The organism is Streptomyces sp. NPDC091282 (genome assembly GCF_044757385.1).
In the GTDB taxonomy this organism is placed as follows: domain Bacteria; phylum Actinomycetota; class Actinomycetes; order Streptomycetales; family Streptomycetaceae; genus Streptomyces; species Streptomyces gramineus.
In genome coordinates this window covers 1,141,478-1,165,650 of the sequence record NZ_JBIVUX010000001.1, presented here as the reverse complement: position 1 = coordinate 1,165,650, position 24,173 = coordinate 1,141,478, and the positions used below count along the sequence as shown (strand labels likewise).

The window sequence follows — 24,173 nt, the reverse complement described above, 5'->3', positions numbered from 1 at the left end:
GCAGGAACGTGCGTCTTGCGCACGGAGCCAGGAAAGGAAAGCGAAATGCTGAAGAAGGCAATGGCCGCGGCGGCGGTCGCCGCGTCCGTCGTAGGTGTGTCGGCGGCGGCAGCCCCCCAGGCGCTTGCCACCGGCAACGACCACGGCACCTCCTCCGCCAGTGGCAACGGCGCCACCGAGCAGTTCGGCAACTCGGTGACCAAGGGCAAGATGAGCCCGCAGGCCACCCTGGTGCAGGGCTCGCTCAACAAGCTGTGCGTCGGTCTGCCCGCGAAGGCGAACCTCCAGGGGATCCTCGGCGTCATCGCCGCCGTCGGCGTGGCCCAGGACGTGCCGGTCCTGTCGGCACCGCAGAACCAGCAGTGCGCCGAGAACTCCACCCAGGCCAAGGGCGACGAGCCGGTGTCGCACGTCCTGGACGACATCTCGGCCCTGTCGGCCAACGGCGTCGCCAACCAGTGACCCGGGCCTCCTGAAATCCGCCCGTTCAGCGTGCATTCGGACGCCGAACGGGCGGATTTCGCTGTGCCCGGACTATTTCCGCCGGAAGGCGTTCGAGTGAATTACCCGACGGCACGCGTTCCGTAGTTTCTTCCGCCGCCTATTTCTCGTTCTACAGTCTGCCGGTCATGATGCGAGCCGTTCATGCTGTGCTCGCTCGGTTTCGGCCGTCATACGGGCATGACCGCAGAGAAGGGAAAGTTCATGAAGAAGACCGCTGCTGTCGCTGCCGGTGCGATCCTGGCCCTGGCCGGTGCCGTCCCGGCCTTCGCGGACTCGGGTGCCGAGGGCGCGGCCGTCGCTTCCCCGGGCGTTCTCTCCGGCAACGTGATCCAGGTTCCGGTCCACGTCCCGGTCAACGTCTGCGGCAACACCGTCGACGTCATCGCGCTGCTGAACCCCGCGTTCGGCAACGCCTGCGCCAACGACTGACGTCGTCCGCGCAGCGCACCAGCCGTCCGGCTGTGTCATGGCCGGCCTCGGACCGTCGATCATTCGTATCCGCGTTCCGAGGCCGGCCTTTCCACTTCTGAACAGGGAGACAACTAGATTGCGACAGACCCTCGGCAGGGGAATGGTCGTGGCCGCCGCGGCGACCGGCATTCTGTCCCTGTACACCGGCACCGCGCTCGCCGACACGGACGCGACCGGGTCCGCGAGCGGTGCACCGGGCGTCGTGTCCGGCAACGTCGTCCAGGCTCCGGTCGACGTGCCGGTCAACCTGTGCGGCAACTCGGTCGACGTGGCCGCCGTCCTGAACCCGGCCCTCGGCAACTCCTGCGCGAACACGTCGGCCTCCGCCGAGCCCACCGGCAGGCCCACCGGCGAGCGCGCGCACGACACCTCCTACGGCGACTCGGCGTACGGCGACTCGGCGTACGGCGACTCGTCCGACGCCGGACCGGCCTACGGCAGCACGGGCTGCGCCGCGGGATACGGCGCCGAAGGCGCGCCCGCGACCGCTCCGCCCGCCTACGGCGAGGAGACCCCGCCCCCCTGCGAGGAGACCACGCCCCCGCCGAGCCCGACGCCTCCGCCGAGCCACACGCCGCCGCCCACCCGGACCCCGCCGCCGAGCCCGACGCCTCCGCCGACCTGGACGCCGCCGAGCCCGACGCCCTCCACGCCGGTTCCCACTCCGCCGCCCGGCGACCACCAGAGCCCGCCGCCCAGCCTGCCGCACACCGGCAGCGACCGTACGGCCATGGCCGTGACCTCGGCCGCCAGCGCCGCACTGATCGCCGCCGGGACGCTGCTGTTCCGGCGCGGACGGGCCGCGTCCCGCCGCTCCTAGGAGCCGCCGCCGGATCCCGGACGTCCGATCCGGGATCCGGCCCCCTTCCGCCGGACGCGCACCGCGTCCGGGCCCGCACCCACCGCCGAAAGGCCGTACCTCAGCGGCTGCTCGCCTTCTCGTCGTCGGCCCGGTCGGACGTCCCGGAGACCGCGGTCAGCTCCTCGTGCCGGGCGGCCGGACACCGTTCGTCGGCCGGCTGCCCGGCCTGGCGGACCACGACGGGGGCCGCCCGCGGGACCGGGGTCCGGGCCGGGCGCAGCCGGCCGAGCAGCCGGCTCACCACGTGCCGGCCCCGCAGCGACCGCATCGCCGGACCGGGACCCCGGTCGTCCGGCGCGCTCCAGGCCAGTTCGCGCCCGCGCGGCGCCGGCCGCAGCGCGCTCAGCGGCGCGTAGTTCTCCACCACGAACGCCCGCCCGGCCGGCCCCTGGACCCGCGGGTTGGGCGTCCACAGGCCGACCGCCGTCAGGCCCGCCCCGCGCGGCCAGGACCGCTGCTTGCGGCCCGGCCCGCCCGCGCGCACCAGGCCGGTGCGGTCGGCGTGACCGTGGAAGATCCCGGTCCCGGCCCGGCGGCAGGAACTCCTGCAACAGCAGCCTGCTGCCCGCCTCCTCGGTCCGCCGGAACAGCTCCCGCGCCTCGCGCGCCGACCGCACCACGACCGTGCTGCGCAGCCCGGAACCGGCCGGGACCAGGGTGCGCGGGTGCGTGATCCCGGCCGCGGCGGACGCACCCGGCGGCGGATGCGGCTGCCGTACGAAACGGGACCTGCCGACCGGGCTGCCGGTGGAGTCGGCGACCAGATGGACGTTCACGACACGGACCGCTTCTTTTGTGCCGGTTCACCCGTGCGGACCTTCGGCGCACCCGAAAGCCTCAGCCGCACTGGCGGAATTCATATTGATATGACTGAGTGTCAGTAACTGGTACTTCCTCAGCGGATCTGCGAGCGGTCGAGAAGAACGGACGAGAACTGGTGGAGAAAGGAGCAGGCATGGCTCCACGGCAGCGAAGGCAGCCGAGGTCCCGGTCGCACCGGCGGGCCGTCGTCGCCGCGGTGGCGGCGGTCGTCGTCGCCTCGGCGACCCTGGCGACCGGTCCGGGATTCGCCGCGGGCGCGGAGGTGGCACTGGCCACGGACCCGACGCCGGCTCCGACGCCCACGACCTCCGTCCCGGCGTCCGCGGCTCCGCTGCCGGCCGTGGTGAGCCCGGCGGCCGCGAGCCCGGCGCCGGCCACGCCCGCACCCGCACCGGCCGGTTCGGCGCCGCCCGCCTTCGGCGCCTTCCTGGACTCCGGGCCGCTGGGCGTCGCCCGGATGGCACAGCTGAGCGGCTGGCTCGGCGGCACCGAGCTGAAGGTCGCGCACACGTATCTTCCCGGAAACCGCTGGTCCGACATCGAGGGCGCGCCCGGCTTCCTGGACGTCTGGGCGCACTGGCGGCGCGAGAAGGACGACCGGACCCTCGTCCTCAACGTGCCCATGCAGGAACGCAACGAGGACCACGTCTCCGACGCCGAGGTCCGCACGCTGCTGGCGCGGGGCGCCGCCGGGGAGTTCGACGGGCACTTCCGGGCCCTGGCCGAGCGGCTGGTGGAGCTGGAGGTGCCGGACACGGTCGTCGTGCTCGGCTGGGAGATGAACGGCACCACCTACACCCATCGCTGCGGGCCCGATCCGGCGGCCTGGAGGAAATACTGGAAAAGGATCGTCGCCACCATGCGTGCGGTGCCGGGCCAGAAATTCCGGTTCGACTTCACGCCCAGCCGCGGACGCGACGCGGTCCCGTGGACGCAGTGCTATCCCGGTGACGACACGGTCGACATCGTCGGCATGGATTCCTACGACCAGCCGGCCGGTGTCTCCTTCGACGAACAGGTCCGGGAGCCCTACGGACTTCAGGACCACGTCGATTTTGCGAAGGCCCACCAAAAGCCCGTCTCCTACCCGGAATGGGGCCTCTTCCGCAACGGTGACAACGCCGAGTACATGCGGCGGATGCTCGCCTGGATGGACGAGCACCGACCGCTGTACAACACGGTGACCGACTACTGCCCGCACGGTGTCTGGCAGTGCGCCGACAACCCGCGCTCGTCGCGGATCTACCGCACGGCCCTCTCCGGCCGGACCGACGGCGCGACCCCGACCCCGACGCCCACCCCGGCGGCCCCGAGCCCGGATCCGACGCCGTCCGCCACGCCCTCCGCAGGCACCACGCCCCCGGCCGGCTGCGCGCCCATGGACCTGGGCGACTGGATCGAGTACTGGCTGGGCGGGAAGCTCTGCGTCCGCCTCGACTGGTGGTCGCGCACGCGGGACCAGGACACGCCGTCCTAGCCCTGCCGCCGCTCCAGCCGGCGGCGCCGCACCTCCTTGACCCGCTGCCTGGCGGCGGCGTCGCACAGCGCCGCCGTCAGCAGCGGCGCGGTGCGGCGCCGGGCGAGCAGCAGCCGCTGGTTGGCGACCGGCCGGGGCCGCCAGTGGTGCTTGTACGGCTCGTCGCCGCGCAGCAGGCTCAGCGCACCCCGCTCACCGGTCCCGGTGTGCTGGGTACAGGCATCCAGCAGCATCACCGCCACGTCCGCCTTGCGCTCCCGCAACCGCGGATGCACCCCGTACAGGTAGCCGCCGGCCAGGCTCGGCGACAGCAGGGTCAGATCCACGGCGACCACCTCGCCGTCCAGCCGGAACTCGGTGACCACCGCGTTCCCGGAGCGCACCATCGGCCCCACCGAGCGCACCAGATGCTCCCGGAACCGCGGCTGGAGGTGTTCCGTCGTCACCTTCCGGCCCTCCCACTGGAGCCGGTGCAGATCGAGGAGCCGGCCGAGCGCGCCGTCCACGTCCCCGGGCGCCACCACGTCCCTGCGCACTCCGAGCGAGTCCAGCTTGCGCAGCTTGGCGCGGACCCGCTGGGCCTGCTTCGAGGACAGCCGGGCCACCAGCTCGTCCATGTCCACGGCGGGCAGTTCCAGGCACATCGAGTCGGCGACCATGCGGCACGGCCCCTGCCAGCGCTCCCACACCCGCTCCACCGCGGCGCCCGGACGCACCTCGCGGAAGTCGATCAGCGCCGTCCGTGCCGCTCGGGCCAGCTCCCGGGTGAGGGCGCCCGCGGCCCGGCCGTCGTCGCCGTCCGGGAGCAGGACGTCCGTGTAGTCCGAGATCGCCCCGCCGAGCGGCACCAGCGTGGGCAGCGGCCGGTTCGCCAGCATCAGCGGGGCCGCGCCGACCAGGTCACCGCCGTGCCGCACCAGGACCAGGCGCAGCCGGCCCGGCACGCCGTAGGAGCGCCACCAGGAGTGCAGCCAGGGGTGGCTCTGGAACGGGGTGGCCGTGCCGCACCGCCGGTACAGGCGCTCCCAGGCCGGGGCCAGCTCCGCGAAGGCGCCCTCGTCGGTGACGAGTTCGGCGGTGTGCGCGGCGAGCGTCGGGGGGGCCGTCGTCGTCACAGCTGACCGTGCACGTCGGCGGCGACGGTCGGTCCCGGCACGGAGGCCTGCGGGACGGGTTCCTCCGTACGGCGCCGGGGCCGCACCAGCAGCGTGAGACCCGCCAGCAGGCCGCCCGCGCTCGCGCCCACCAGGCCGGTCACCTTCGCGGACGCCGAGGTCGGCGCGGCCGGCTTCGGCGCCCGGGAGAACTGGAGGAGTTCGACGTGGGTGTCGCCCTTGGTGTCGTTGGCGTGCTGGGTGAGCGACCGGGCCACCGCGTTCGCCATGTCGGCGGCCTGCATGGGGTGCGGCGAGGTGGCCGACACGGCGACCATCGGCGCGTCCGGCGAGGTCTCCGTCTGCACGTTCCTGCGCAGCGTGTCCACCGGTACCCCGGCCCACACCTGGGCGTCCCCGAGCACCGCGAGCTGGGTCGCGACCCGGCCGTAGGCCTGCGCGAAGCCCTGCGCGGTGGCGGTGTCGGACTTGTCGGTGGGGACCGCGATGACGTAGCTGGTCGCGGTGTAGCTGGCCGGCGTGAGCACGCCGTAGGCACCGCCCAGCAGTCCGCCGGCCACCACCCCGGCCGCCAGCAGCGACCAGGGCGGGACCGCGCGGGCGCGGACGAACGGGCGGGCTGCCCTGTTGGTGTTCTCGGTCATGGCGTGCTGACTCCCTGAGGGACGGTGGCGAGTGCGGCCGCGTAGACGTCCATGAGCTGGGCGGCGCTGCGGGTGATGCAGTAGTGGCGGGCGGCCTCCGGCGCGGTGCGCGGACCGGACCCGGCGGCGCGGGCGGCGGCCAGCGCCGCGGCCCAGGCGCCGGCACCGCCCTCGATCCGGCGGGCGGCCGGGGCGGCGGCGGGCGGCAGGTCCTCGACGGCCGGGCAGGAGCTGTAGAGGACGGGCAGCCCCGCGGCCAGCGCCTCGATCACCGCGAGCCCGAAGGCCTCCTCGGCGCAGGGCGAGGCCAGCACGTCCATGGCCGAGGTGAGAGCGGGCAGGTCGGGTTCGGCCGGGTCGTCGCTGACGTAGGGCCGTTCACCGGCGAACACCACCCGGCCGGCGACCCCGGCCCGCGCGGCGGCACGGCGCAGGGCCTCCTCCTGCGTGCCGCCGCCGACCAGCAGCAGCCGGCAGTCCCGCGGGAGTTCGGCCAGGGCATCGATCAGGACGTCGAACCGCTTGCCGGGCGCCAGCCGCCCGATGCCGCCCACCACGAAGGCTTCCTGCGGGATCCCGAGCCGGGCCCGGGTGCGCCGGCGCCGCTCCGGGTCGAAGCGGAACCGCTCCAGGTCGATGCCGTTCGGGACCACCTCGATGCGCGGCCCCGGCACGCCCCACCCGCGCAGCCGTTCGGCGACGGTGGGGGAGACGGCGACCGTGGAGCGGCCGAGCCGTTCGCCCGCGAGGTACAGCGCCCGTACCCCGGCGGTCAGCCGGCGCCCCTCCAGCTGGGTGTCGCCGAGCGAGTGCTCGGTGGCGACGACGGCCCGCACGCCCGCCAGCCGCGCGGCGATCCGGCCGTAGAGGCAGGCCCGGTAGAGATGGGTGTGGACGAGGTCGTAGCGGCCCCGGCGGATGACCCGGACCAGGCGGGGCAGCGCCGCCAGGTCACGGTTGCCGGCCATCCCGAGGTCGATCACCCGCACCCCGTCGGCGGCCAGGGCGCGCGCGACCGGCCCCGGGTTGGTGAGCGTGACGACGTCGCAGGAGACGGGGAGGTGACGCAGCAGCAGCCGCAGCTGCTGCTCGGCCCCGCCGACCCCCAGGCCCGTGATGACGTGCAGAGCCCTCATTCACAGCCCCTTGACGGGACGGCGGCGCAGCCGGTGCAGCCGGTACTTCAGGAAGAGCCGCAGGGCGCGGTCGTTCTGGCCGACGTGCACCCGGGGCAGGGTGTGGACGCCGTTCAGGTCGCCGGGGTCGATGGCGCAGGCGTAGCCGTACCCGGCGTCCCGCACCGCGTCGACGACACGGTGGTCGACGGCGCCGTAGGGGTAGCAGAAGCCCTCCACCGGGGTCTGGAGCAGGCTCTCCAGAACGGCCCGGCTGTCGGCCGTCTCCGACCTCAGGGTCTCCGTGTCGGCCTTCGTCAGGTCGACGTGGTTGAGTCCGTGCGAGCCGATCTCCACGCCGGCCTTCGCCGCCCGCCGGACCCCGTCGACGGTGAGCAGCGGCTTGCGCGGGCCGAGCGAGTCCCAGCGGTTGTCGCTGCCGAGCCGTCCCGGCAGCACGAACAGGGTGGCGCCGCAGCCCCAGCGGTCGAGCAGCGGCAGGGCGTGGTCGAGGAAGTCGGCGTAGCCGTCGTCGAAGGTGAGCCCGACCAGCCGGCGCCCGTCGCCGCGGGCCCGGGCGGCGAGCAGTTCACCGACCGACACCCCGCGCAGCCCGTGCCGGCGCAGCCAGCTCAGCTGTCCGGCCAGGCGGTCGGGGGTGACGGTGACCCGGTAGGGGTCGTCCGAACAGTCGCCCACGGAGTGGTACATGGCGACCCAGGGGACCGGGCCCGTCAGGTGTCCGACGTTCTCGGCGGACTCAATGGAAGACGGCATGCGCGAGCCTTCTGGTGAGGGTGCCTACGGAACGGAGTGCGGGTGCGAAGCCCTGGGCGTCCAGAGCCCAGCCGAGCAGGACGAAGACCACGGTCACGGCCGTGGCGCCGGCCAGCAGACCCGCGAACGGGTCCGCGGGCCGTGCCGCCACGAAGGTGCCGACGACCGTGGCGATCACCGCGGCCCGGACCGGCCGGCTCAGCTCGGCCACGACCCGCCGGGTACGGATCGGAACACTGCGCGGGCCCATGCCGCACAGCAGGAGGACGGCGGTGAGGGTGATGCCGGCGGCGTTGGCGGCGGCGATGCCGGTGACGCCGTACCGGCCCACCGTCATGGCGCCGATCCACGAGGTCACGACGATCCCGGCGACCATGGCGCCGACCGGGTACCAGGTGGCGCGGCCCGCCGAGAAGTAGGAGCGCACCAGCACCCCGACCATGGTCTGGCCGAGCAGCCCGAACGCGTAGACCCGCATCACCCCGGCGGTGGCCGCGGTGTCCGCCGCGGTGAACGCGCCGCGCTGGAACAGCAGATGGATGAGCTGCGGCGCACACGCGACGACCACGGCGGTGCCGAGCAGGACGACGCTCGCGGCCACCGACAGGTCCCGCTCCACCCGGCGCCGGGCCCGCTCGGTGTCGCCCTCGGCCAGCGCCCGTGCCACCACCGGGAAGGTGACCGTGCACAGCATCAGCGACATCGACATCGGGATCTGCGCGACCTTCTGCGCGTAGTTGAGGTGCGAGATCGCCCCGGAGTGCAGGTGCGAGGCGAGAAAGCGTTCGATCAGGACCTGCGACTGCCGGCACAGCGCGAACAGCAGCACGGTGGCCATCAGCGCGATGTTCAGCGGCTGCGCCTCGGCGGCCGGCGCGGCGGCCGGCGCGGCCGCGGTCTCCCCGGCCCGGCGCCGCACCTGCCGGAGCAGCGACGGAACCTGTACGGCGACCATCAGCAGGCCCCCGGCCGCCACCCCGAGCGCCGCCGACCGCACGCCCCAGCGGCCGCCGACGGCGAACATCGCGGCGACGATGCCGGCGTTGTAGGCGACGTAGATCGCGGCCGGCGCGAGGAACCGCCGGTGCGCGCGGAGCGCGGCGCTGCAGTACCCGGCCAGCCCGAAGGTCAGCACACAGGTGGCGGTCAGCCGGGTGCAGTCGACGGCGAGCCGGGGGTCGTCCAGGCCGGGCGCCAGCACCTCGACGAGCTGCGGGGCGCCTCCGACGAGGAGGGCGCCGACGGCCGCGAAGGCGAGGGCGAGCCGCGGCAGGGTCCCGGCGACCAGCGCCCGCACGGGATCGCCGGGAGCGCCCTGCGCCCGCCGGGCCAGCGCCAGGCTGAAGGCGGGGATCAGCGCGAACGCGAGCCCGTCCTCGATGAGCAGGGTCGCGGCGAACTCGGGGACCGTCCAGGCGACGAGGAAGGCGTCGGTGTCCTGCCCGGCCCCGAAGAGCCGGGCCAGCGACTGGTCCCGGACGAGCCCGAGGAACGAGCCGACGACGGAGAGGGAGGCGGTGACGAGCGCGGCCTTGGCGAGCACCCCGCGCGAGGACGGGCCCGCCTCGGGGCCGCGGGGCTCCGGCGGCCGTGGCTCCGCCGCCAGGGTCCGCTCGGCGCCCACCGGTTCGCTGCCGGCACGTGACCCGGGCACGCCCGAGGTCCTGGAAGGCGTGACCGTCATGCCGAACGCTCCGCCCCCGTCAGTGCCCACCAGGCCACCGCCCCGAACACCACCGCCGTCAGCACGGTGGAGGGTCCTCCGATGTCGGCGTACGCGAAGTCCACGAGCTGCCAGACGAGCAGTCCGCACCCGACCAGCGCGCAGTCCAGGCCGGCCCCGCCGCGGGCCCGCCACCACCCGCGCAGCCCGCACACCAGCAGCGCCAGCCAGCTGCCCGCCAGCGTCAGCGCGCCGAGCAGTCCCTGCTCGCTGAGGACCAGCAGGTACATGTTGTGCGGGGACAGCAGCGGCTGCTTGCGGTACGCGGCGCCCGCGCCCTCGGTGTCGCTGCCGGAGGACAGCGCCAGCGAGGCGTGTCCGTCCCGGTAGGCCGGGAAGTTCTTCAGGCCGACGCCGGTGACCGGGTGTTCGCGCCACATGCCCGTCGCCGCGGCCCACAGCGTGTAGCGGTCGACCACCGACTGGTCCGGCGCGTCGGTCACCTGCCCGATGCTGCTGAGCCGCTCCTGGAGCATGGCCGTACCGACGCCGAAGCCGCCGACCAGCACCACGCCCGCGGCGACCGCGACCGCCGCCACCTTCAGGGCCCGCCGCAGCCCGGCCAGCGCCAGCTGCACACCGCAGGTGAGCACGGTCGCGATCCAGGCGCCGCGGCTGAAGGACACGGCCAGCGGCAGCAGCAGACCGAGCGCGCACCCGGCCGCGACCATCCGCTGCCGCACGGGTGAGCGGCCCAGCGCCAGACCCAGCGCGCAGACGAGGCCGAACGACACCACGGTCGCCATGCCCATCACGTCCTGCGGTCCGAACGTGCCGACCGCGCGGATCTCCTCGCCCTGGTACGACGCCCCGGTCCCGGTGAGGTACTGGTGCACCCCGACCGCGCCCTGCCATCCGGCGAGCCCGACGAACGACCAGGCCAGCAGCCGGAAGTCGGCACGGTCCCGGATCAGCAGCAGCACGGCCGCGGGCACCAGGACGAAGACCTGGAGGTAGCGGCCGAGGCCGGTCAGCGCGGCTCCCGGCGAGGCCGCGCCGGCCGCGGCGAGCGCGAGGCCCAGCACCGGCATGCCCAGCACCACCGCGGCCGTCACCGACAGCGGCCGGTGCCGCTCCCGTACCGCCCGTACCGCCGCGTACAGCACGACCAGGGCGGACACCGCGTCCGCGGGTCCCGCCCCGCTCTCGTCGCCGGCCGGGGTGAGCGACAGCGCGAGGACCGCGAGCACGGCGGTCGCGGCGAGGACCGGCGGCAGCCGCAGCGTCCTGGCCGGGGAGAGTGCGAAGCTCATCGTCAGCTCCCCGTCGACCGCACGAGCGCGGCCGCGGTGCGCAGCAGGATGCAGACGTCCTGCCACAGCGACCAGTTGTCGATGTAGGCGTTGTCGAAGCGGGCCCGGTCCTCGATGGAGGTGTCGCCGCGCAGCCCGTGGATCTGCGCGAGTCCCGTGATGCCGGTCTGCATCCGGTGGCGAGCCGCGTAACCCGGGTGGCTCTGGCTGAACTGGCCGACGAAGTAAGGCCGTTCGGGACGCGGGCCGACCAGGCTCATGTCGCCCCAGAGCACGTTCCACAGCTGGAGCAGCTCGTCCAGGGAGGTCTGGCGCAGGAAGCGGCAGAACGGGCTCATCTCGCGTTCGCCGGCCACGCTCCAGCGCGTCGCGGCCTCGTGCGCGTCCACCGGCCGGTGGGTGCGCAGCTTGAGCAGGGTGAACGGGCGACCGCCGCGGCCGATGCGCTCCTGCCGGAAGACCACGCCGGGCCCGTCGGTCAGGCGCAGGACCGCCGCGCACACCAGGAGCAGCGGACTGACCAGGACCAGCGCGGTCCCGGACACCACGATGTCGAGGACCCGCTTGCCGACGCTGCCGCGCCGCCGCGAGCGCATCTCCAGACGGCGGCAGGAGAACCCGGCGAGCTGGTCGCGCATCTCGTACGCCGGGGAGTCCGCGTCGACCTCCCAGACCGCGCAGCCCGACTCGGCCAGCGCCCGCAGCAGCGGGCCCTGTTCGGTGCGGACGGCGGGATGCACGGTGAGGACGGCCCGGACCCCGTTCTGGATGAGGGCCCGCTCGACCTCCTCGCCGGTGGTCAGCACCGGCAGGCCGCCGGCGCCCTCGGGCCGCTCGGCGACGACACCGACCGGCCGTACCCCGAAGGCGGGGTGGCGCAGCACGGCGGCGGCGACCCGCTGGGCGGTGGCGGCCGGGCCGATGACCAGCGCGGCGCGCGGACGGCGCAGCAGGGTCAGGCGGCGGCGCCAGTGCACCAGGCCGCGCCCGGCGCAGGCCGCCGCCGCGTGCAGCGCGCAGCCCAGCAGCAGGGTGCGGGCGGGCAGCGCGCGGTCCGGGTCCCAGGCGGCGACGGCGGCCGCCAGGCCCAGCCAGACGACGGCGATCCGGCCGCAGACCGCCGGGAGTTCGTCCAGGACCCCGGCGACCCGGCCGCCCGGCTGCGGGCGCAGCAGTACCGCCCCGGACATTAGCAGACAGACCAGGACGGGCCGGCGCACGGCCGCGTCGAGGGCGACGGCGCCGAGCAGCGCGGCGCACAGGTCGGCGGCCAGCAGCGGCACCGGGGAGGCGGTCCGCGCGGGCGGGCGGCCCAGCGGGAACCGGAAGCCTCCCGCGGTGCGGGCCGGCAGGACCGAGACGGGCGAGAGTCCGTGCTCCCGTGGCTGCGGGCCGGGGGAGGGGACGGTGCTTTCCGCGGTCACGAGTGGATGGACTCCCTGCGCTCGGAGGACACGAGCGGGCGCTCGCCGAGGAGTTCGCGGTACAGCTCCGCGACCGCCTCCGCCGTGCGCCGCACCTCGTGCGTGGACTGGACGTGCCGGCGCCCCCGTGCGCCGAGCGCCGAGCGCAGCTCCGGGTCGAGCAGCAGGCCGGCGACGGCGTCGGCCAGCGCGCCCGGCTGCCCCGGCGGGACCAGGCAGGGCCCGCGGTGTCCGGGCGGCAGGCTCTCGCGGGCGCCGTCGACGTCGGTGACGAGCACCGGCCGGCCGCAGGCCATCGCCTCCAGCGGGGCCAGTGCCATGCCCTCCCAGCGGGACGGCAGCACCACCAGGTCGGCGGCCCGGTACCAGGGGCGGACGTCGGAGACGGCGCCGGCGAACTCGACGGACTCCGGGGCGAGCCGGCGCAGCGCCTCGTGGTCCGGTCCGTCGCCGACCAGCACCAGCCGGGCGCGCGGTACTTGGCGCAGCACCTCGGGCCAGGCCCGCAGCAGGACGTCCTGGCCCTTCTGCGGGCACAGCCGGCCGACACAGACGACCAGCGGCTCGCCGGGTCCTGAGCGGCCCGGGGTGTCCGGGACACCGGGGGTGAAGCGGCCGGTGTCGATGCCGTTGGGGACGACGGCGTACCGGGCGCGGATGCCGGCGCGCACGCCGGTCGCCCGTTCCGCCTCGCTGACGCACACCACCCGGTGCGCCCAGCGCGCCCCCCACCGTTCCCAGCGCAGCGCCAGCGCGGCCGTGGTCCCGCCGACGGCCTCGAAGGACCAGGCGTGCGGCTGGAACAGGGTCGGGACGCGGCCGCGCAGGGCCAACCGGCCCGCCAGGCCCGCCTTGGCACTGTGCGCGTGCACCAGCTCCGGCCGCACCGCGCCGACCAGCCGGCCGAGCCGTCGTACCTCGTCCGGGAGATCCGTGCCGGGGGACCGGCCGGCCCGCCACTCGTGCACCTCGGCGCCCAGCGTGCGCGCGGCGTCGGCCAGTTCACCGCCCGGACAGGCCACCGCGACCCGCATACCGGCCGTGAGCTGGGCCTTCGTCAGGTCCAGGACCACTTTGGCCACCCCGCCCTCGACGGGTTGCGCCAGGTGCAGGACCCGTCGCCGAGGGTCGGTTGCTGATCGGTGCATACGCGGAATTCCTCAACTCACGGGGGGCGCTCGGGACTGCGGGCGGGAACGCGCCGCACTACTGCACGTCCACGGCGGCGAAGAGCGCGCCCGCCCACGCCGCATCGCGCTGGGAAACGAGCCTGAAGGTCGGCTGGTCACCGCCCTGTCCGAGAGCGGTACCGAGATCGAACACATCCGGTTCGTGGCCGAGCGTGTTGGCGTACGCGGGCTCACGCCGGGCGCGTACCGGGCCTGGGTCGTTGATCGTGGAGTTGAGTACGCCGTCCGCCGGACCGGCGGTGTCGGCGAGCGGGGTGGGGGCACGGCAGGCGACGGAGCACGTGAGCGCGTCACCCGGGCCGCCCCGGTCGCCGTTGTAGGGCACCGGGTCCAGCGGGCCGGGGGCGCCACGCGGGCCGCGTAGCCCGTTCGGCCCTGTACCGGTCGTCCCGTCGGGTGAGCCGGAGCCGCCCCGGAGTTCCCCGGACCGGCCGCCGGATCCGGCGATGAGCGCCCGCCCGGCGCCGGCCGCCCGGACCGCGGCCGGGGCGGGCGCGCTCTTCGACACGCGGCGCGGCGGCGGGCCCAGGAGATTGCGCATGACCGGCTTCGCCCTTTCGGGAAGGGAGGGGAGGCGGAGGAGTGCGAGGTGCCGCCCATACGGGTAGGTCGGGAGATTCGCAACTGTAATCGCTATCCGCACTAATCAGCCGAAACCGGGCATGTGTGTCGGATTGGTGAAGGAGGGCTTCCGGGAGATCACTCGTTCGGCGGCACAACCCGAGCCGGTCCAGCGCGTTGACACGGCGCTGGGCATCCGCCCGGATGTTTATCTCGATTCCAAGGAGCACTTCCATGTCGCGTATCGCGAAGGGCCTGGTCCTGTCCACCGCCGCCGTCGCGGCCGTCGCCGGCGGCGCCGGTGCGGCCGCCGCCGACAGCGGCGCGAACGGCGCCGCCGCCCACTCCCCGGGCGTGCTGTCTGGCAACGTGATCCAGGTTCCGGTCCACGTTCCGGTCAACGTCTGCGGCAACACCATCGACGTGATCGGCCTGCTGAACCCGGCCTTCGGCAACACCTGCGTCAACGACTGACGCTGCGGCATTTCCCCCGGCCGGCCGTCCGCCCGCGCACCCCGCGGGCGGACGGCCGGTCCGTGCGTCCGGGCCCGGAACGCGTGCCCGCGCCGCCCGGCGGTGTCCCTCGAACGGCCGGAGTCCGGGCGGACCTGACGGGGCGGCCCCGCCAGGGCACCTCATCAGGCACGACGCGAGCCGCGCGGAAGGCGGCCGGTGACGGCGGGCGGCCGAGCGGTTGCAGCCCGGCACGGGTGATTTCACGGTGGGCAGCACGATCCGATGCGCATCGAAAGGAACATCCATGCGTGCTCTGCCCGCACGGCGTCTCGCGTCCACCGCGCTCTGCGCCCTTCTCCTGGCCGGGATCACCGGCCCGGCGGCCGTCGCCGCCGGCCCGGCCCACCGGCGCGGCGACGCGAAGTCCGAGGCGCCCGTCCCCGGTGCCGACGCGCTGCTCGCCCAGGCCAAGTCGCTGGGCGGCCTCGGAGCCGTGCTCAAGCCGGTCACCGACCTGCTCGACACCGTGCTCGCCGCGGACAACGGCCAGCTGACCCCCGATCAGGCCACCCAGCTCGGCGACGCCGCGAAGGCGGCCATCGCCCAGGTGGCGGCCGCGGCCCCGGCGGCCCCTCCCGCCGCCGCGGCCCCGAGCACCCCGGCGCTGCCGTCGACGTCCGCCCTGCCGTCGGCCCCCGCCGTGCCGGCCGCGTTCCCCGCGCCCGCCGCCGCCCAGGCCAAGGGTCTCGGAGGCGCCCCCGCCGCCAAGGACCTCACCGGTGACGCGCTGACGGCCCTGCAGAGCGCGGTCGACGCCCTCCTGAAGGCCGCCACCTCCGGTGACCCCGCCCAGGTGCCGCCGGCCGCCACCGCCGTCGTGACCGGCCTGGTGAACCTGCTCGCCGCGGTCCTGCTCGGCGGCGGCCTGCCCGCGCCCGACCTGCCGGGGCTGCCGAGCCTGCCCGCCGCGCCGAGCCTGCCGTCCACCCCTTCGCTGCCGGTGCCCACGGGCTGACGCCCGCCCGGACGGCTTCGGCACAGGCGTCCTTCGGGGATCTCATATGTCTTCCGAGCACGGGGTTTCCGGCCCGCCGGGACATCGTTAGGCACGGCGTCAGAATCCCCTGGTGGCTTCGTTGCGTGGCTCGCGCCGCCGAAAGTCGCCGAAGAAAGGAACACGATGAAGTCCCTGAAGGCTGCCGCTGTCGTCGCCGGTTCCGTGGCTCTCGCCGGCTTCGCCGCGCCCGCGTTCGCCTCGAACAACGCCGACCTGACGCCCACCAGCCTCAACGGCGCGGTCGACACGATCACCAAGAGCCCGCTGACCCTGGACCAGGCGATGCCGCTGAAGCACCAGTCGGACGCCCTCGACACCGAGAACAAGCACTCCGTGCTCCACAAGGTCAAGCGGACCACCGGCGCCGTCAACCAGCACAACCCGCTGCTCGGCGGTCTGCCGCTGCAGAGCTGACACCGGGCGGGACCGCTTCGGGGGACGCCGTGCCGGCGTCCCTCGTTCGTGTGGCCGCGCCGTCCGCCGTCCGCCGAACGGGTGAGCGCGGCCCCGGGCGCCCCGCGACCCGCCGATATGGTCGCGCGGTGACCTCAACCCCCAGCGAGACCCGCCCCTTCCACCCCGCCGACCTCGGCACGGTCGCCGTGCTGGCCTGGAGCGGCGAGGGCCCCGACGGCAGCGACATGGCCTACCTGCTGGCCTACTCCCTCGGTGACGCGGCGGGCGGCGCGCAGGCCACCTCCGCCGCCGTCGAGGCGCTGCTGGAGAACAACGGGCTGCCGGTCGGCGGCGACCTCGTGGACGGCACCGCCCGGCCCAGCCTGCCGGTCACCCTGCTGGTCGAGTCCGGTACCGCCGTCCTCAACCTGGCCCCGCTGCACGCCCAGTGCCGCGCGCCCGAGGAGTGGCTCGCGGCCGTCGCCGAACGCGGATACGCCTACCTGGTGTTCACCACCCGGCCGTGGCCCGAGGGCGAGCCCGGCAAGCCCGTCGAGGCCGAGGCGCTCAAGAACTTCGCCGGAGCCGACGAAACCCTCACGGCCGCCGCGCACGTCGTGCTGCCCGCCCGCAGCCTGCGCGGCTGACGCCCGGCCCGCCGGTGGGACCTGCGGACCAGCCGATGAGTGAACAGCCGACTAATACGGCACCCGGGCGATCTGTGAACTGGTGCCGCTCTCCGGCTCGTTACCCGGTACGGACCCCGCTCGTCCCGCCTCCTGAAAGGGCCCGTACCCGCCATGAAGCCGACCGCTCGTAAGACCCTCGCCGCCGTCGTCACGGGCGTCGCGGTCGCCGTGGGCGCCGCCGCCACGCCCGCCGCCGCGACCCCGACGGTGCCCGTCCCCGTCCCGCTGGACGCCGCCGGGAAGGTCCTCCCCATGGAGATGCCCAGGATCGGCATGGAGCTGCCGCTGCTGATCCCCGGCGCCCCCGAGGCGCCGCGCTTCACCGAGGGCCGGCTCCTCCCGGACCGGACGCTGCCGCAGGTCCCGCTGAACGGCGGGCTGCCCGGCATCGGCCTCAGGGCACCGCTGCCGCACGTCCCCGGCGACGGCGACGACCACATCGACGTCGGCACGCCCGCCTCCCCGCTGCGCGCGCTCACCCCGGGCCTCGCGCTGGCCGCCCCGCTCACCGCGCCCGACCCGATGCACCCCGCCCTCCCGGCCCTCCGACCGCCCGCCGCGGGCGTGCTCGCCCCGGCCCTGCGGACCGTCGTCGGCGGCGGCCTCGGCGCCGGCCCCGGCGTGTGACCCGCCGCCCGCTCCGGCGGTGCGGCCGGATGGCGGTGGGGCGGTGACCGGGAGGCGCCTCGGACGGTTAGCGGTAGCGACAGCGATCGGTGAACCGTACGAGGAGTGAGCATGGTCGTCGGAGTAGGCGGGATCGCGGTGGGAGCGGAGCCGGGGGCCGGGCGGCCGGACAGAGCCGGGGCGGGCGGACCCACGCGGCGCGAGGTGGCCCGGGGGCTGCTCGCCTCCGGGGCCGCCCTGGCGCTCGCCCCGGTCGTCGCCGCCTCCGGCCCGGTGCCCCCGTCGGACGGACCGGCGGGCACCTCCTTCGACGAGACCTACCGGGGCCGCCGCATCCGCGGTGTCCTGGTGCCGGCGGCCGGCCGGGCCGCCGGCGAGGACCAGTGGCAGGTCACCGTCGCGGGTCGCCCGCTGCACCTGATGCGGCGGGCCGACGGCACCTGGCTGAGCATGGTCGACCACTACAGCTCGTACCCGACCCCGCTGGCGGCGGCCAGGGCGGCCGTCGACGAGATCGGCCCCGGGCAGCGGCTGCGCGACCTGGCCCCGGGACCGATGGGCGGGGGGCACCAGCACATGGAGGGCGGCCATGGCGTACGTGCGTAAGGACGTCAGCAGGCTGACGGCCGGCGAGCGCAAACGGCTCGTCGACGCCTTCCTGGAGGTCAAACGCCGGGGCGAGTACGACGAGTTCGTGCGGATGCACATCGACCACTACACGGCCGACGGCGAGCGCGGACTGCGCACCGCCCACATGGCGCCCTCCTTCCTGCCCTGGCACCGCCGTTTCCTGCTGGAGATGGAGCGCGCCCTGCGCCGGGTGGACGCGTCGGTGACCGTGCCGTACTGGGACTGGACCAAGGACCGTACGGCGTCCTCCGTCCCGTGGACCAGGGACCTGCTGGGCGGGAACGGCCGGGCCAGGGACCAGCAGGTGACGACCGGGCCGTTCGCCTACGCGGCGGGGCACTGGACCATCAAGGAGGGCGTCACCGACGGCGAGTTCCTCGCCCGCGACCTCGGGCGGGCCCGCGACCCGATCGCGCTGCCCACCAGGACCCAGCTCGCCCGGGCGCTCGACGACCCGGCGTACGACGTCGCCCCCTGGGACTCGACCGTCGCCCGGGGCTTCCGCAACAAGCTGGAGGGCTGGGGGGCGGGCAGCGGCAGCGCCTCGTGGCGCAACCACAACCGGGTGCACCGCTGGGTCGGTGGCGCGATGCTCGGCGGCGCCTCCGTCAACGACCCCGTCTTCTGGTTCCACCACGCCTTCGTCGACCTCCAGTGGGAGCGCTGGCGGGCCCGGCACCGGGGAGCGCGCTACCTGCCGGGCGCCGCGCCGCGCCGCGGCGACCCGCAGTACGGACGGGTCGTCGCCCGCGGCCAGAAGCTGCCGCCGTGGAACGACACCCCGGGATCGCTGGAGGACCTCAGCGGGGTCTACCGCTACGCCTGAGACGTCCCGGACACGGGAAGGGCCCCGGCACCGAGGGTGCCGGGGCCCTTTCGCGCGTGGAGGCTCAGCTGCCGTAGCCGCCGCTCTTGTTGTCGCCCGTGCCGGCCTTCATGTGGCCCACGTTGGCGCAGGTGTTGCCGAACGCCGGGTTCAGCAGGCCGATCACGTCGACGGTGTTGCCGCACACGTTGACCGGGATGTTCACCGGGACCTGGATGACGTTGCCGGACAGCACGCCGGGCGAACCGACGGCCTCGCCGTTGGCACCCGCGTCGGCCAGGGCCAGGCCGGCCCCGCCGATCACCACAGCACCGGTGCCCAGGGCGACGACGGCGGCCTTCGCGATGCGAGACATCACGTTCTCCTTCTTGTTGCTCGGGGAGTGCGGCGGCAGGACCCGCCGTCGCACTCCCCGTTCAACGCCACGGCCTGCGGCTGGTCACGCCGATCACGGAACGATCACTCCAAGGGCCCGAGGCGGGGGCGGCCGCCGTACCGGGGAGCCCGTCAGGAAGGGCGGACGGTCCGCGCCGCGGGGCCGTCACGTCTCGTGCGGATGGCGTAGGGGAGACGGGCGCGGGGCGGGTCCGCGGCGCGGCCGGCGCCGCGTCAGGCCGCCGCCAGCGTCGACCGGTACCAGCGTTCCGCGCGCCGGAAGCAGCTCGCGAAGCCCGCGGCCGGCGACTCGCCGAGGTCGGACCAGAGCGCGTCCGCCTCGAAGAAGTGGTCCGTGGTCAGGATGTCGAGGGTGTCGGGCGGGACGCCCTTCGCCGCGAGGATCGCCTTGGCGCCCTGGACGGTGAGGTTGTCGTGCGGCCAGGCGATCCCGGCGCACTCGGCGACCGCTCGCAGCGCGCTGGCCACGGTGACCGGCACGGGGTGCGCCGCGTGGTAGATCCGCGAGGTCAGCGCGGTGTCCGGGGCGAGCGCCGTGGCGACCAGCAGCCGGGCCAGGTCCGGCGCGGTGATCACCGAGGCGCGCGCGGGCCAGCCGGCCACCACGCCGGGCAGGGCGCGCAGCAGCCGTGCCAGGTTGGGGCCGACCCACAGGTCGCCCTCGCCGAAGACCAGATGGGGACGGAGCACCACACCGCCGGCGGCGAGGACCGCGTCCTCGGCCGCCGCGCGGGTGCGCGAGGTGACGGAGCCCGGATTGCGGGTCAGTTCCTCGGGGCGGGAGCCGCGGAAGGTGCCGCGGCCGTAGACGGAGGCGGTGCTGAGCTGGACGATCCGGCGTACCCCCGCGCGCCGGGCCTCGTCGACCAGCGCCGCGGTTCCCCGCGCGTTGACGGCCTCGTTCGCCGCCGCGCTGCCGCCGATCTGCGAGGCGCAGTGCAGCAGCACGTCGACCCCGTCGCAGACCCCGCGCAGCGAGCCGGGGTCGGTCAGATCCGCGGCCACGGTCCGCACTCCGGAGCAGGACCGGGGCACGGACCTGCGGTGGGTCATGAGCCTGAGCTCGGCGCGCCGCAGCCGCGCCTCGTGCGTCACGTGCGCCCCGACGAATCCGGACGCACCGGTGATGAGGATGGTGGGCACGGGGACTCTCCCGGAAGGCGGTCGGGGTCAGCGGACACGGGGCCGCAGGACGAGTTCGGCGGTGAAGACCGTCTCCTCGCGCTGGCTGCCGCGCACCCGCACCAGCAGGTCGCCCGCGGTGCCGTACGGCTCGGGTTCGGCCGTGATCCAGCAGGGCGCGTCCAGCTCGGCGTAGCGCACGAACTCGCTGCGCATGCCGAGCAGGAGCGCGCCCGGGGCTCTGGTGCGGGCGTGCGCGGCCTGCCGGGCGGCCTCCAGCAGGAACATGCCGGGTATGTGGTCCACGGGATGGTCGAAGTAGGTCGGGTGCGCGGTGTCGACCCGCAGTTCCCAGCGGTCGCGCGTGCCCGGCGCGGGCTCGCCGAGGACCACGTGGAGCGGGCCGGCGTGGCCCACGAGGGCGGGGTCGAGGGCCGGCGGCGGGGTGCTGCCGGTGGTGGGGCGTTCGCCGCGCATCCGCCGGTACACGTCCGGGCTCATGCAGCGGAACGCGGCCGAGGCGGTGGCGCGGGCGCCGTTCTCGCGGACCACCGTGACGTCGTAGCGCATCTCCCGCAGGCGGCCCGCGCGGCGGACGACGTCGCGGCAGACGGTGTGCATCCGGACGTCGGTGGGCACCGCGTCCGCCACGAGCAGCTCCGGCTCCGTGGTCACGGACATGTCAGACATGAGGAACTGGTGGCCGAACGGCACGTCGAACTCGGCGTGGGCGAGCAGGGAGCCGATCTGGCGCACGGACTCGATCAGCAGCATGGGGTCCTGGTAGCCCCGGACCGGGGCGAACAGGGCGTGGCAGCGCGGCCATTGGGCCCGGACGACGAAGCAGGCGTCGTCGGCGGCGCGGGCGCCGTCCCGGACGGCCGGCTCGGCGGGCTCCCACCCGGTGAGCAGAACTTCGGAAACCGCCGCGCGATGGACATACTCGCGGGGCACAGTGGTGGTCAGTGCGGGCAGCAGGGGCTTCGGCGCGGAACCACGGTCGGTGAGGTGCGGCATGTGCAGCGCTCCTGTCGGTATGACGGAAGGGGGCAACAGGCCGTACGTCGGCAGCTACCCCCCGTGGCCGACGTTCTAGCCACAAGATACAGACAGGTCGGTCCGGTTTCGCAAGACCCGGGTGAATTTCTTGGCTCAGTTGGGACGTTTACCGGTACGGCTTCCCCTTGATCATGACTGATTTGCCGGACTTGCCGATGTAAAGGATGGGGGTCGGTATGGTTTCGGGGGCGGGCATAGTCCTTGGACAAGTCTTCCTCCAGGGTTCATGTGCGGAGCGTGGCCTACCACTTGTCCGGTAATCCGACGAAATTGCAGCTCACGATGGTGTCGAGAACCGCCAAGTGACGCGCCGCGCCGTCCCAGCAGGCCAGTTGACAATCAGACAAGTCTGTTTGGTACGGTCTCCTGGTGAACCCGCAGTCCCAGATGACGTGGATGTGCCTCAGGGGGAACTGATGAACCGGCAGTACGCGGATCTTTTGGCGCCGTCACCGCGGCGGCACCGCTCGCACGGCCCGGTCGTCCCGGCCGGACACCCGGCCTGTCCGACTCCCTCGTACGCCGTGCCGCAGACGGGAGCCGTCAGCGTCCTGGTGGTGGAGAGCGACCCGCGGGCCGCCGACCCCCTGATCCAGGGCCTGGTCCGGCACGGCTACGCCACCCACGGCGCCACCACCGGCGCCCAGGCGCTGCGCGGTCACTCCCAGGCGGACCTGGTCCTGCTCGACCTGGACCTGCCGGACCTGGACGGCCTGGAGGTGTGCCGCGGCATCCGCGCGGTCAGCGACCTGCCGATCATCGCGGTCAGCGCACGCGGTTCGGAACTCGACTGCGTGCTCTGCCTCCAGGCGGGCTCGGACGACTACCTCGTCAAGCCGTACGGCTTCCGGGAGTTACTGGCCCGGATGGAGGCGGTGCTGCGCCGGACCCGCGGACTGCGGCCGGAGCCCGCCGCGGCCGGCCGGGTGGTCACCCACGGGCCGCTCCGCATCGACCCGGGCGCCCGCACCGCCACCCTCGACGGACGTCAACTCGACCTGACACGCAAGGAGTTCGACCTCCTGCACCTGCTGGCATCGCAGCCCAGCACGGTGATCCCGCGCCGCCAGATCATGGCCCAGGTGTGGGACGACGCGTGGTCCCCGCGCGGCCGCACCGTCGACACCCACGTCGGCACCCTGCGCGGCAAACTGGGCGACAGCGCCTGGATCGTGACGGTCCGGGGCGTCGGCTTCCGGATCGGAGACCCCACCGGACCGCCGCCGGACGAGCTGCCCGCGCGCGCGGGCGTCGGACGCGGCTGACCTCGGCCGGGCCCGCGACGTCCCGCCGGGCGTCGCGAGGCCGACAGGACGCCGACGGCACGGACCGGGCCCGCGGGCCGCCCCGCACCCGCGTCCCGGTGCCGCCGCCCGCGCCCCGCCGTCACCGGTGTGCCGGAACGGGGCGCGGAACTCCGGCATGCCCTCCCGCGGACGGCCGCGCACCGCCCCTCTCCCGCCCCGGAAGACCCGCCGCGGGGCCGCGCGAAGAAGCGGGTTGACTTCCGTGAAGCGGCCCTGTCACGCTCTTCGCGGCGGTCCATGTGCGTCTCCAGCACGCCCGTGGCCTCTCAGGCAGCCGGGTCCACCGCCGTCGCACCTCTCTCGTCGCGCTCCTCCCATCGCGCCTTCCATCGCGCTTCACCGTGCGCCGCCGACACCGCGCGGCGGGCCCCCTCGGGCCCGCCGCGCGGTGTTCGTCGTACGGCGCCAGCGCTTCCGTGCCGTTCGTGCCGTACGAAGGAGAGATCCATGACCATCCCCACCCAGCGTTCCCGAGCGGAGGCGCCCGGCCGGTCCGGGCGGGCGGTGTCGCTCGGCGGACTGCCCTCGCTCACCGGCCTCAGGTTCTACGCGGCGACGGCCGTGTTCCTGTACCACGTCACGAGCCCCCAGCTCAGCCCGTTCAGCGGCAGCACCGCGCACGACGCGGCCCGGCTGTTCGGCATCGCGGGCGGCCTCGGGGTGTCGTTCTTCTTCCTCCTCAGCGGGTTCATCCTCACCTGGTCCGCCCGCGCCACGGACACCCCGGGCCGGTTCATGCGCCGCCGCCTGGTCAAGCTGTTCCCCAACCACCTGGTCACCTTCGTGATCGCGCTGCTGGTCTTCGCGGGCGCGACCGTCACCTCGGTGCGCCAGTGGCTGCCCAACCTGCTGCTCGTGCAGAGCTGGTCCTGGGACCCGGCGGTCTCCTTCAGCGTCAACGCCCCCAGCTGGTCGCTCGGTTGCGAGCTGCTGTTCTACCTGTGCTTCCCGCTGCTGCTGCGCGCGGTGAACGCGATATCCCCGCGCCGGCTGTGGGCCTGGGCGATCGGCTTCGCCGTCGCCGTCGGTGCCGTGCCCGCGTTCGCGTACGCCGTGCTGCCCGGCCGGGTGACCATCCCCGGCTGGCAGGTCAGCACCGTGCAGAACTGGTTCGTGTACCAGCTGCCGCCGGTGCGGATGCTGGAGTTCGTGCTCGGCATGCTGCTCGCCCGGGTCGTCCTGACCGGCCGGTGGGTGGGCGTCCGGCTGTGGCAGGCGGTGCTGCTGTGCGTCGCCGCGTACGCCGTCGCGCTCTACGTCCCCTACCTGTACGCCCTGTCCGCGGTCTGGGTGATCCCGCTCGGCCTGCTCATCCCGGCCGCCGCGGTCGCCGACACGAGCGGGCTGCGGTCGCCGTTCCGGGGGCGGGTGATGAAGTGGCTCGGCGAGGTGTCGTTCGCCTTCTACCTGCTGCAGGCCACCGTGCTGATCGGCGGCAACAAGTACCTGGCCGGGCACGCCCCGTACGGCGTCGGCGAGGCGGTCGCGCTGAGCCTGCTCGCCTGGGCGATCACCACCGTCCTCGCGTACGTGCTGTACACCCTGGTCGAGCGGCCGGCGATGAAGCACTTCAGCCGTCCCCGCCGGAAGGCCGCGGACATGCCCGCAACTGAACGGCCGGTCAGCATCCGTTGACAACGGAAGCGTGCACATGTCACGCTTTTCCGCAG

At 74.5% G+C, this 24,173-nt stretch carries 25 protein-coding genes and 1 pseudogene; 13 read left to right on the top strand and 13 right to left on the bottom strand.

Features of this window, described 5'->3' with window-relative positions; all coding sequences use genetic code 11:
• Positions 1-45: 45 nt before the first annotated feature.
• The 3 genes from ACIQOE_RS05290 (at position 46) to ACIQOE_RS05280 (ending at position 1,795) form a co-directional block, all read left to right on the top strand.
• Positions 46-462 (top strand): rodlin, encoded by a 417-nt coding sequence (locus ACIQOE_RS05290; protein WP_351328113.1) that lies wholly within the window; start codon positions 46-48, stop codon positions 460-462.
• A gap of 219 nt (positions 463-681) precedes the next feature.
• Positions 682-933: a chaplin gene (locus ACIQOE_RS05285; RefSeq protein ID WP_390632639.1), complete on the top strand. Its 252-nt coding sequence runs from the start codon at positions 682-684 to the stop codon at positions 931-933.
• Between the two features lie 118 nt (positions 934-1,051).
• The gene (locus tag ACIQOE_RS05280; protein ID WP_401409726.1) at positions 1,052-1,795 is read left to right on the top strand and encodes a chaplin; all 744 of its coding nucleotides are present in this window, start codon (positions 1,052-1,054) and stop codon (positions 1,793-1,795) included.
• A 100-nt stretch (positions 1,796-1,895) separates the two neighbouring features.
• On the opposite strand, the pseudogene ACIQOE_RS05275 reads toward ACIQOE_RS05280, so the two are convergent.
• A pseudogene (locus tag ACIQOE_RS05275) lies at positions 1,896-2,637 on the bottom strand (hypothetical protein); the annotation flags it as partial.
• Between the two features lie 155 nt (positions 2,638-2,792).
• Between ACIQOE_RS05275 and ACIQOE_RS05270 the strand changes: the two are divergent.
• A complete protein-coding gene (locus ACIQOE_RS05270; protein WP_365563818.1) occupies positions 2,793-4,136 on the top strand; it encodes a glycosyl hydrolase in 1,344 nt (447 codons plus the stop codon).
• Here ACIQOE_RS05270 and ACIQOE_RS05265 read toward each other — a convergent pair.
• From ACIQOE_RS05265 to ACIQOE_RS05225, 9 genes are read right to left on the bottom strand one after another with little or no spacing between them, the layout of a single operon-like run.
• The gene (locus ACIQOE_RS05265; protein WP_401409724.1) at positions 4,133-5,251 is read right to left on the bottom strand and encodes a GNAT family N-acetyltransferase; all 1,119 of its coding nucleotides are present in this window, start codon (positions 5,249-5,251) and stop codon (positions 4,133-4,135) included. The two genes, ACIQOE_RS05270 and ACIQOE_RS05265, sit on opposite strands and share 4 nt — an antisense overlap.
• Entirely contained in the window at positions 5,248-5,895 is a 648-nt protein-coding gene (locus ACIQOE_RS05260; RefSeq protein ID WP_351939258.1) for a lipopolysaccharide biosynthesis protein, read from the bottom strand. The genes ACIQOE_RS05265 and ACIQOE_RS05260 overlap by 4 nt, the downstream gene beginning before the upstream one ends.
• Positions 5,892-7,031: a glycosyltransferase gene (locus ACIQOE_RS05255; protein ID WP_365572198.1), complete on the bottom strand. Its 1,140-nt coding sequence runs from the start codon at positions 7,029-7,031 to the stop codon at positions 5,892-5,894. Before ACIQOE_RS05255 ends, ACIQOE_RS05260 begins: the two co-directional genes overlap by 4 nt.
• A complete protein-coding gene (locus ACIQOE_RS05250; RefSeq protein WP_401409721.1) occupies positions 7,032-7,787 on the bottom strand; it encodes a polysaccharide deacetylase family protein in 756 nt (251 codons plus the stop codon).
• Positions 7,771-9,471 carry a murein biosynthesis integral membrane protein MurJ gene (murJ, locus tag ACIQOE_RS05245; RefSeq protein ID WP_401409719.1) on the bottom strand — a complete coding sequence of 567 codons (1,701 nt, stop codon included), beginning with the start codon at positions 9,469-9,471 and terminating at the stop codon, positions 7,771-7,773. The genes ACIQOE_RS05250 and murJ overlap by 17 nt, the downstream gene beginning before the upstream one ends.
• Entirely contained in the window at positions 9,468-10,763 is a 1,296-nt protein-coding gene (locus ACIQOE_RS05240; RefSeq protein WP_401409717.1) for an O-antigen ligase family protein, read from the bottom strand. The genes murJ and ACIQOE_RS05240 overlap by 4 nt, the downstream gene beginning before the upstream one ends.
• Positions 10,764-10,765: 2 nt before the next feature.
• Positions 10,766-12,187, bottom strand: coding sequence for an exopolysaccharide biosynthesis polyprenyl glycosylphosphotransferase (locus tag ACIQOE_RS05235; protein ID WP_351328127.1), 1,422 nt, complete (start codon positions 12,185-12,187; stop codon positions 10,766-10,768).
• A complete protein-coding gene (locus ACIQOE_RS05230; protein WP_365563831.1) occupies positions 12,184-13,335 on the bottom strand; it encodes a glycosyltransferase family 4 protein in 1,152 nt (383 codons plus the stop codon). Before ACIQOE_RS05230 ends, ACIQOE_RS05235 begins: the two co-directional genes overlap by 4 nt.
• Before the next feature lie 58 nt (positions 13,336-13,393).
• Positions 13,394-13,918: a hypothetical protein gene (locus tag ACIQOE_RS05225; protein WP_401409715.1), complete on the bottom strand. Its 525-nt coding sequence runs from the start codon at positions 13,916-13,918 to the stop codon at positions 13,394-13,396.
• A 254-nt stretch (positions 13,919-14,172) separates the two neighbouring features.
• On the opposite strand from ACIQOE_RS05225, the gene ACIQOE_RS05220 reads away from it, so the two are divergent.
• The 7 genes from ACIQOE_RS05220 to ACIQOE_RS05190 all read left to right on the top strand — a co-directional run bounded on the left by ACIQOE_RS05220 (position 14,173) and on the right by ACIQOE_RS05190 (position 18,619).
• Positions 14,173-14,412: a chaplin gene (locus ACIQOE_RS05220; RefSeq protein ID WP_351328133.1), complete on the top strand. Its 240-nt coding sequence runs from the start codon at positions 14,173-14,175 to the stop codon at positions 14,410-14,412.
• Between the two features lie 286 nt (positions 14,413-14,698).
• The gene (locus ACIQOE_RS05215; RefSeq protein WP_399008092.1) at positions 14,699-15,409 is read left to right on the top strand and encodes a hypothetical protein; all 711 of its coding nucleotides are present in this window, start codon (positions 14,699-14,701) and stop codon (positions 15,407-15,409) included.
• A gap of 165 nt (positions 15,410-15,574) precedes the next feature.
• Complete coding sequence (locus tag ACIQOE_RS05210) at positions 15,575-15,865, top strand: hypothetical protein (protein ID WP_351328136.1); 291 nt, start codon at positions 15,575-15,577, stop codon at positions 15,863-15,865.
• A 128-nt stretch (positions 15,866-15,993) separates the two neighbouring features.
• Positions 15,994-16,494, top strand: coding sequence for a DUF5949 family protein (locus tag ACIQOE_RS05205; RefSeq protein WP_362643293.1), 501 nt, complete (start codon positions 15,994-15,996; stop codon positions 16,492-16,494).
• A 153-nt stretch (positions 16,495-16,647) separates the two neighbouring features.
• Positions 16,648-17,163, top strand: a complete 516-nt coding sequence (locus ACIQOE_RS05200; RefSeq protein WP_365559889.1) for a hypothetical protein — start codon at positions 16,648-16,650, stop codon at positions 17,161-17,163.
• Between the two features lie 111 nt (positions 17,164-17,274).
• Complete coding sequence (locus ACIQOE_RS05195) at positions 17,275-17,769, top strand: tyrosinase family oxidase copper chaperone (RefSeq protein ID WP_362643291.1); 495 nt, start codon at positions 17,275-17,277, stop codon at positions 17,767-17,769.
• Entirely contained in the window at positions 17,753-18,619 is an 867-nt protein-coding gene (locus ACIQOE_RS05190; RefSeq protein ID WP_401409711.1) for a tyrosinase family protein, read from the top strand. Before ACIQOE_RS05195 ends, ACIQOE_RS05190 begins: the two co-directional genes overlap by 17 nt.
• A gap of 64 nt (positions 18,620-18,683) precedes the next feature.
• Here the strand turns inward: ACIQOE_RS05190 and ACIQOE_RS05185 are convergent, their stop codons facing one another.
• From ACIQOE_RS05185 to ACIQOE_RS05175, 3 genes are all read right to left on the bottom strand, one after another.
• A complete protein-coding gene (locus ACIQOE_RS05185) occupies positions 18,684-18,974 on the bottom strand; it encodes a chaplin (RefSeq protein WP_401409709.1) in 291 nt (96 codons plus the stop codon).
• A gap of 254 nt (positions 18,975-19,228) precedes the next feature.
• The gene (locus tag ACIQOE_RS05180) at positions 19,229-20,158 is read right to left on the bottom strand and encodes an NAD-dependent epimerase/dehydratase family protein (RefSeq protein WP_362643288.1); all 930 of its coding nucleotides are present in this window, start codon (positions 20,156-20,158) and stop codon (positions 19,229-19,231) included.
• Between the two features lie 27 nt (positions 20,159-20,185).
• Positions 20,186-21,154 (bottom strand): ScbA/BarX family gamma-butyrolactone biosynthesis protein, encoded by a 969-nt coding sequence (locus tag ACIQOE_RS05175; RefSeq protein WP_365559884.1) that lies wholly within the window; start codon positions 21,152-21,154, stop codon positions 20,186-20,188.
• 458 nt (positions 21,155-21,612) lie between these two features.
• Between ACIQOE_RS05175 and ACIQOE_RS05170 the strand changes: the two genes are divergently transcribed.
• Positions 21,613-22,461: a response regulator transcription factor gene (locus tag ACIQOE_RS05170; RefSeq protein WP_351328154.1), complete on the top strand. Its 849-nt coding sequence runs from the start codon at positions 21,613-21,615 to the stop codon at positions 22,459-22,461.
• A 489-nt stretch (positions 22,462-22,950) separates the two neighbouring features.
• Positions 22,951-24,138: an acyltransferase family protein gene (locus ACIQOE_RS05165; RefSeq protein WP_401409706.1), complete on the top strand. Its 1,188-nt coding sequence runs from the start codon at positions 22,951-22,953 to the stop codon at positions 24,136-24,138.
• The last annotated feature ends 35 nt before the right edge of the window (positions 24,139-24,173 follow it).

Excerpts from the sequence above, each read along its gene's own strand:
- ACIQOE_RS05165 (WP_401409706.1), top strand. The coding sequence starts at position 22,951 with ATGACCATCCCCACCCAGCGTTCCCGAGCGGAGGCGCCCGGCCGGTCC.
- ACIQOE_RS05240 (WP_401409717.1), bottom strand. The coding sequence starts at position 10,763 with ATGAGCTTCGCACTCTCCCCGGCCAGGACGCTGCGGCTGCCGCCGGTC.
- ACIQOE_RS05185 (WP_401409709.1), bottom strand. The coding sequence starts at position 18,974 with ATGTCTCGCATCGCGAAGGCCGCCGTCGTCGCCCTGGGCACCGGTGCT.
- ACIQOE_RS05170 (WP_351328154.1), top strand. The coding sequence starts at position 21,613 with ATGAACCGGCAGTACGCGGATCTTTTGGCGCCGTCACCGCGGCGGCAC.
- ACIQOE_RS05250 (WP_401409721.1), bottom strand. The coding sequence starts at position 7,787 with ATGCCGTCTTCCATTGAGTCCGCCGAGAACGTCGGACACCTGACGGGC.
- ACIQOE_RS05270 (WP_365563818.1), top strand. The coding sequence starts at position 2,793 with ATGGCTCCACGGCAGCGAAGGCAGCCGAGGTCCCGGTCGCACCGGCGG.
- ACIQOE_RS05200 (WP_365559889.1), top strand. The coding sequence starts at position 16,648 with ATGAAGCCGACCGCTCGTAAGACCCTCGCCGCCGTCGTCACGGGCGTC.
- murJ (WP_401409719.1), bottom strand. The coding sequence starts at position 9,471 with ATGACGGTCACGCCTTCCAGGACCTCGGGCGTGCCCGGGTCACGTGCC.
- ACIQOE_RS05215 (WP_399008092.1), top strand. The coding sequence starts at position 14,699 with ATGCGTGCTCTGCCCGCACGGCGTCTCGCGTCCACCGCGCTCTGCGCC.
- ACIQOE_RS05190 (WP_401409711.1), top strand. The coding sequence starts at position 17,753 with ATGGCGTACGTGCGTAAGGACGTCAGCAGGCTGACGGCCGGCGAGCGC.
- ACIQOE_RS05195 (WP_362643291.1), top strand. The coding sequence starts at position 17,275 with ATGGTCGTCGGAGTAGGCGGGATCGCGGTGGGAGCGGAGCCGGGGGCC.
- ACIQOE_RS05220 (WP_351328133.1), top strand. The coding sequence starts at position 14,173 with ATGTCGCGTATCGCGAAGGGCCTGGTCCTGTCCACCGCCGCCGTCGCG.
- ACIQOE_RS05210 (WP_351328136.1), top strand. The coding sequence starts at position 15,575 with ATGAAGTCCCTGAAGGCTGCCGCTGTCGTCGCCGGTTCCGTGGCTCTC.
- ACIQOE_RS05285 (WP_390632639.1), top strand. The coding sequence starts at position 682 with ATGACCGCAGAGAAGGGAAAGTTCATGAAGAAGACCGCTGCTGTCGCT.
- ACIQOE_RS05260 (WP_351939258.1), bottom strand. The coding sequence starts at position 5,895 with ATGACCGAGAACACCAACAGGGCAGCCCGCCCGTTCGTCCGCGCCCGC.
- ACIQOE_RS05175 (WP_365559884.1), bottom strand. The coding sequence starts at position 21,154 with ATGCCGCACCTCACCGACCGTGGTTCCGCGCCGAAGCCCCTGCTGCCC.
- ACIQOE_RS05225 (WP_401409715.1), bottom strand. The coding sequence starts at position 13,918 with ATGCGCAATCTCCTGGGCCCGCCGCCGCGCCGCGTGTCGAAGAGCGCG.
- ACIQOE_RS05290 (WP_351328113.1), top strand. The coding sequence starts at position 46 with ATGCTGAAGAAGGCAATGGCCGCGGCGGCGGTCGCCGCGTCCGTCGTA.
- ACIQOE_RS05255 (WP_365572198.1), bottom strand. The coding sequence starts at position 7,031 with ATGAGGGCTCTGCACGTCATCACGGGCCTGGGGGTCGGCGGGGCCGAG.
- ACIQOE_RS05230 (WP_365563831.1), bottom strand. The coding sequence starts at position 13,335 with ATGCACCGATCAGCAACCGACCCTCGGCGACGGGTCCTGCACCTGGCG.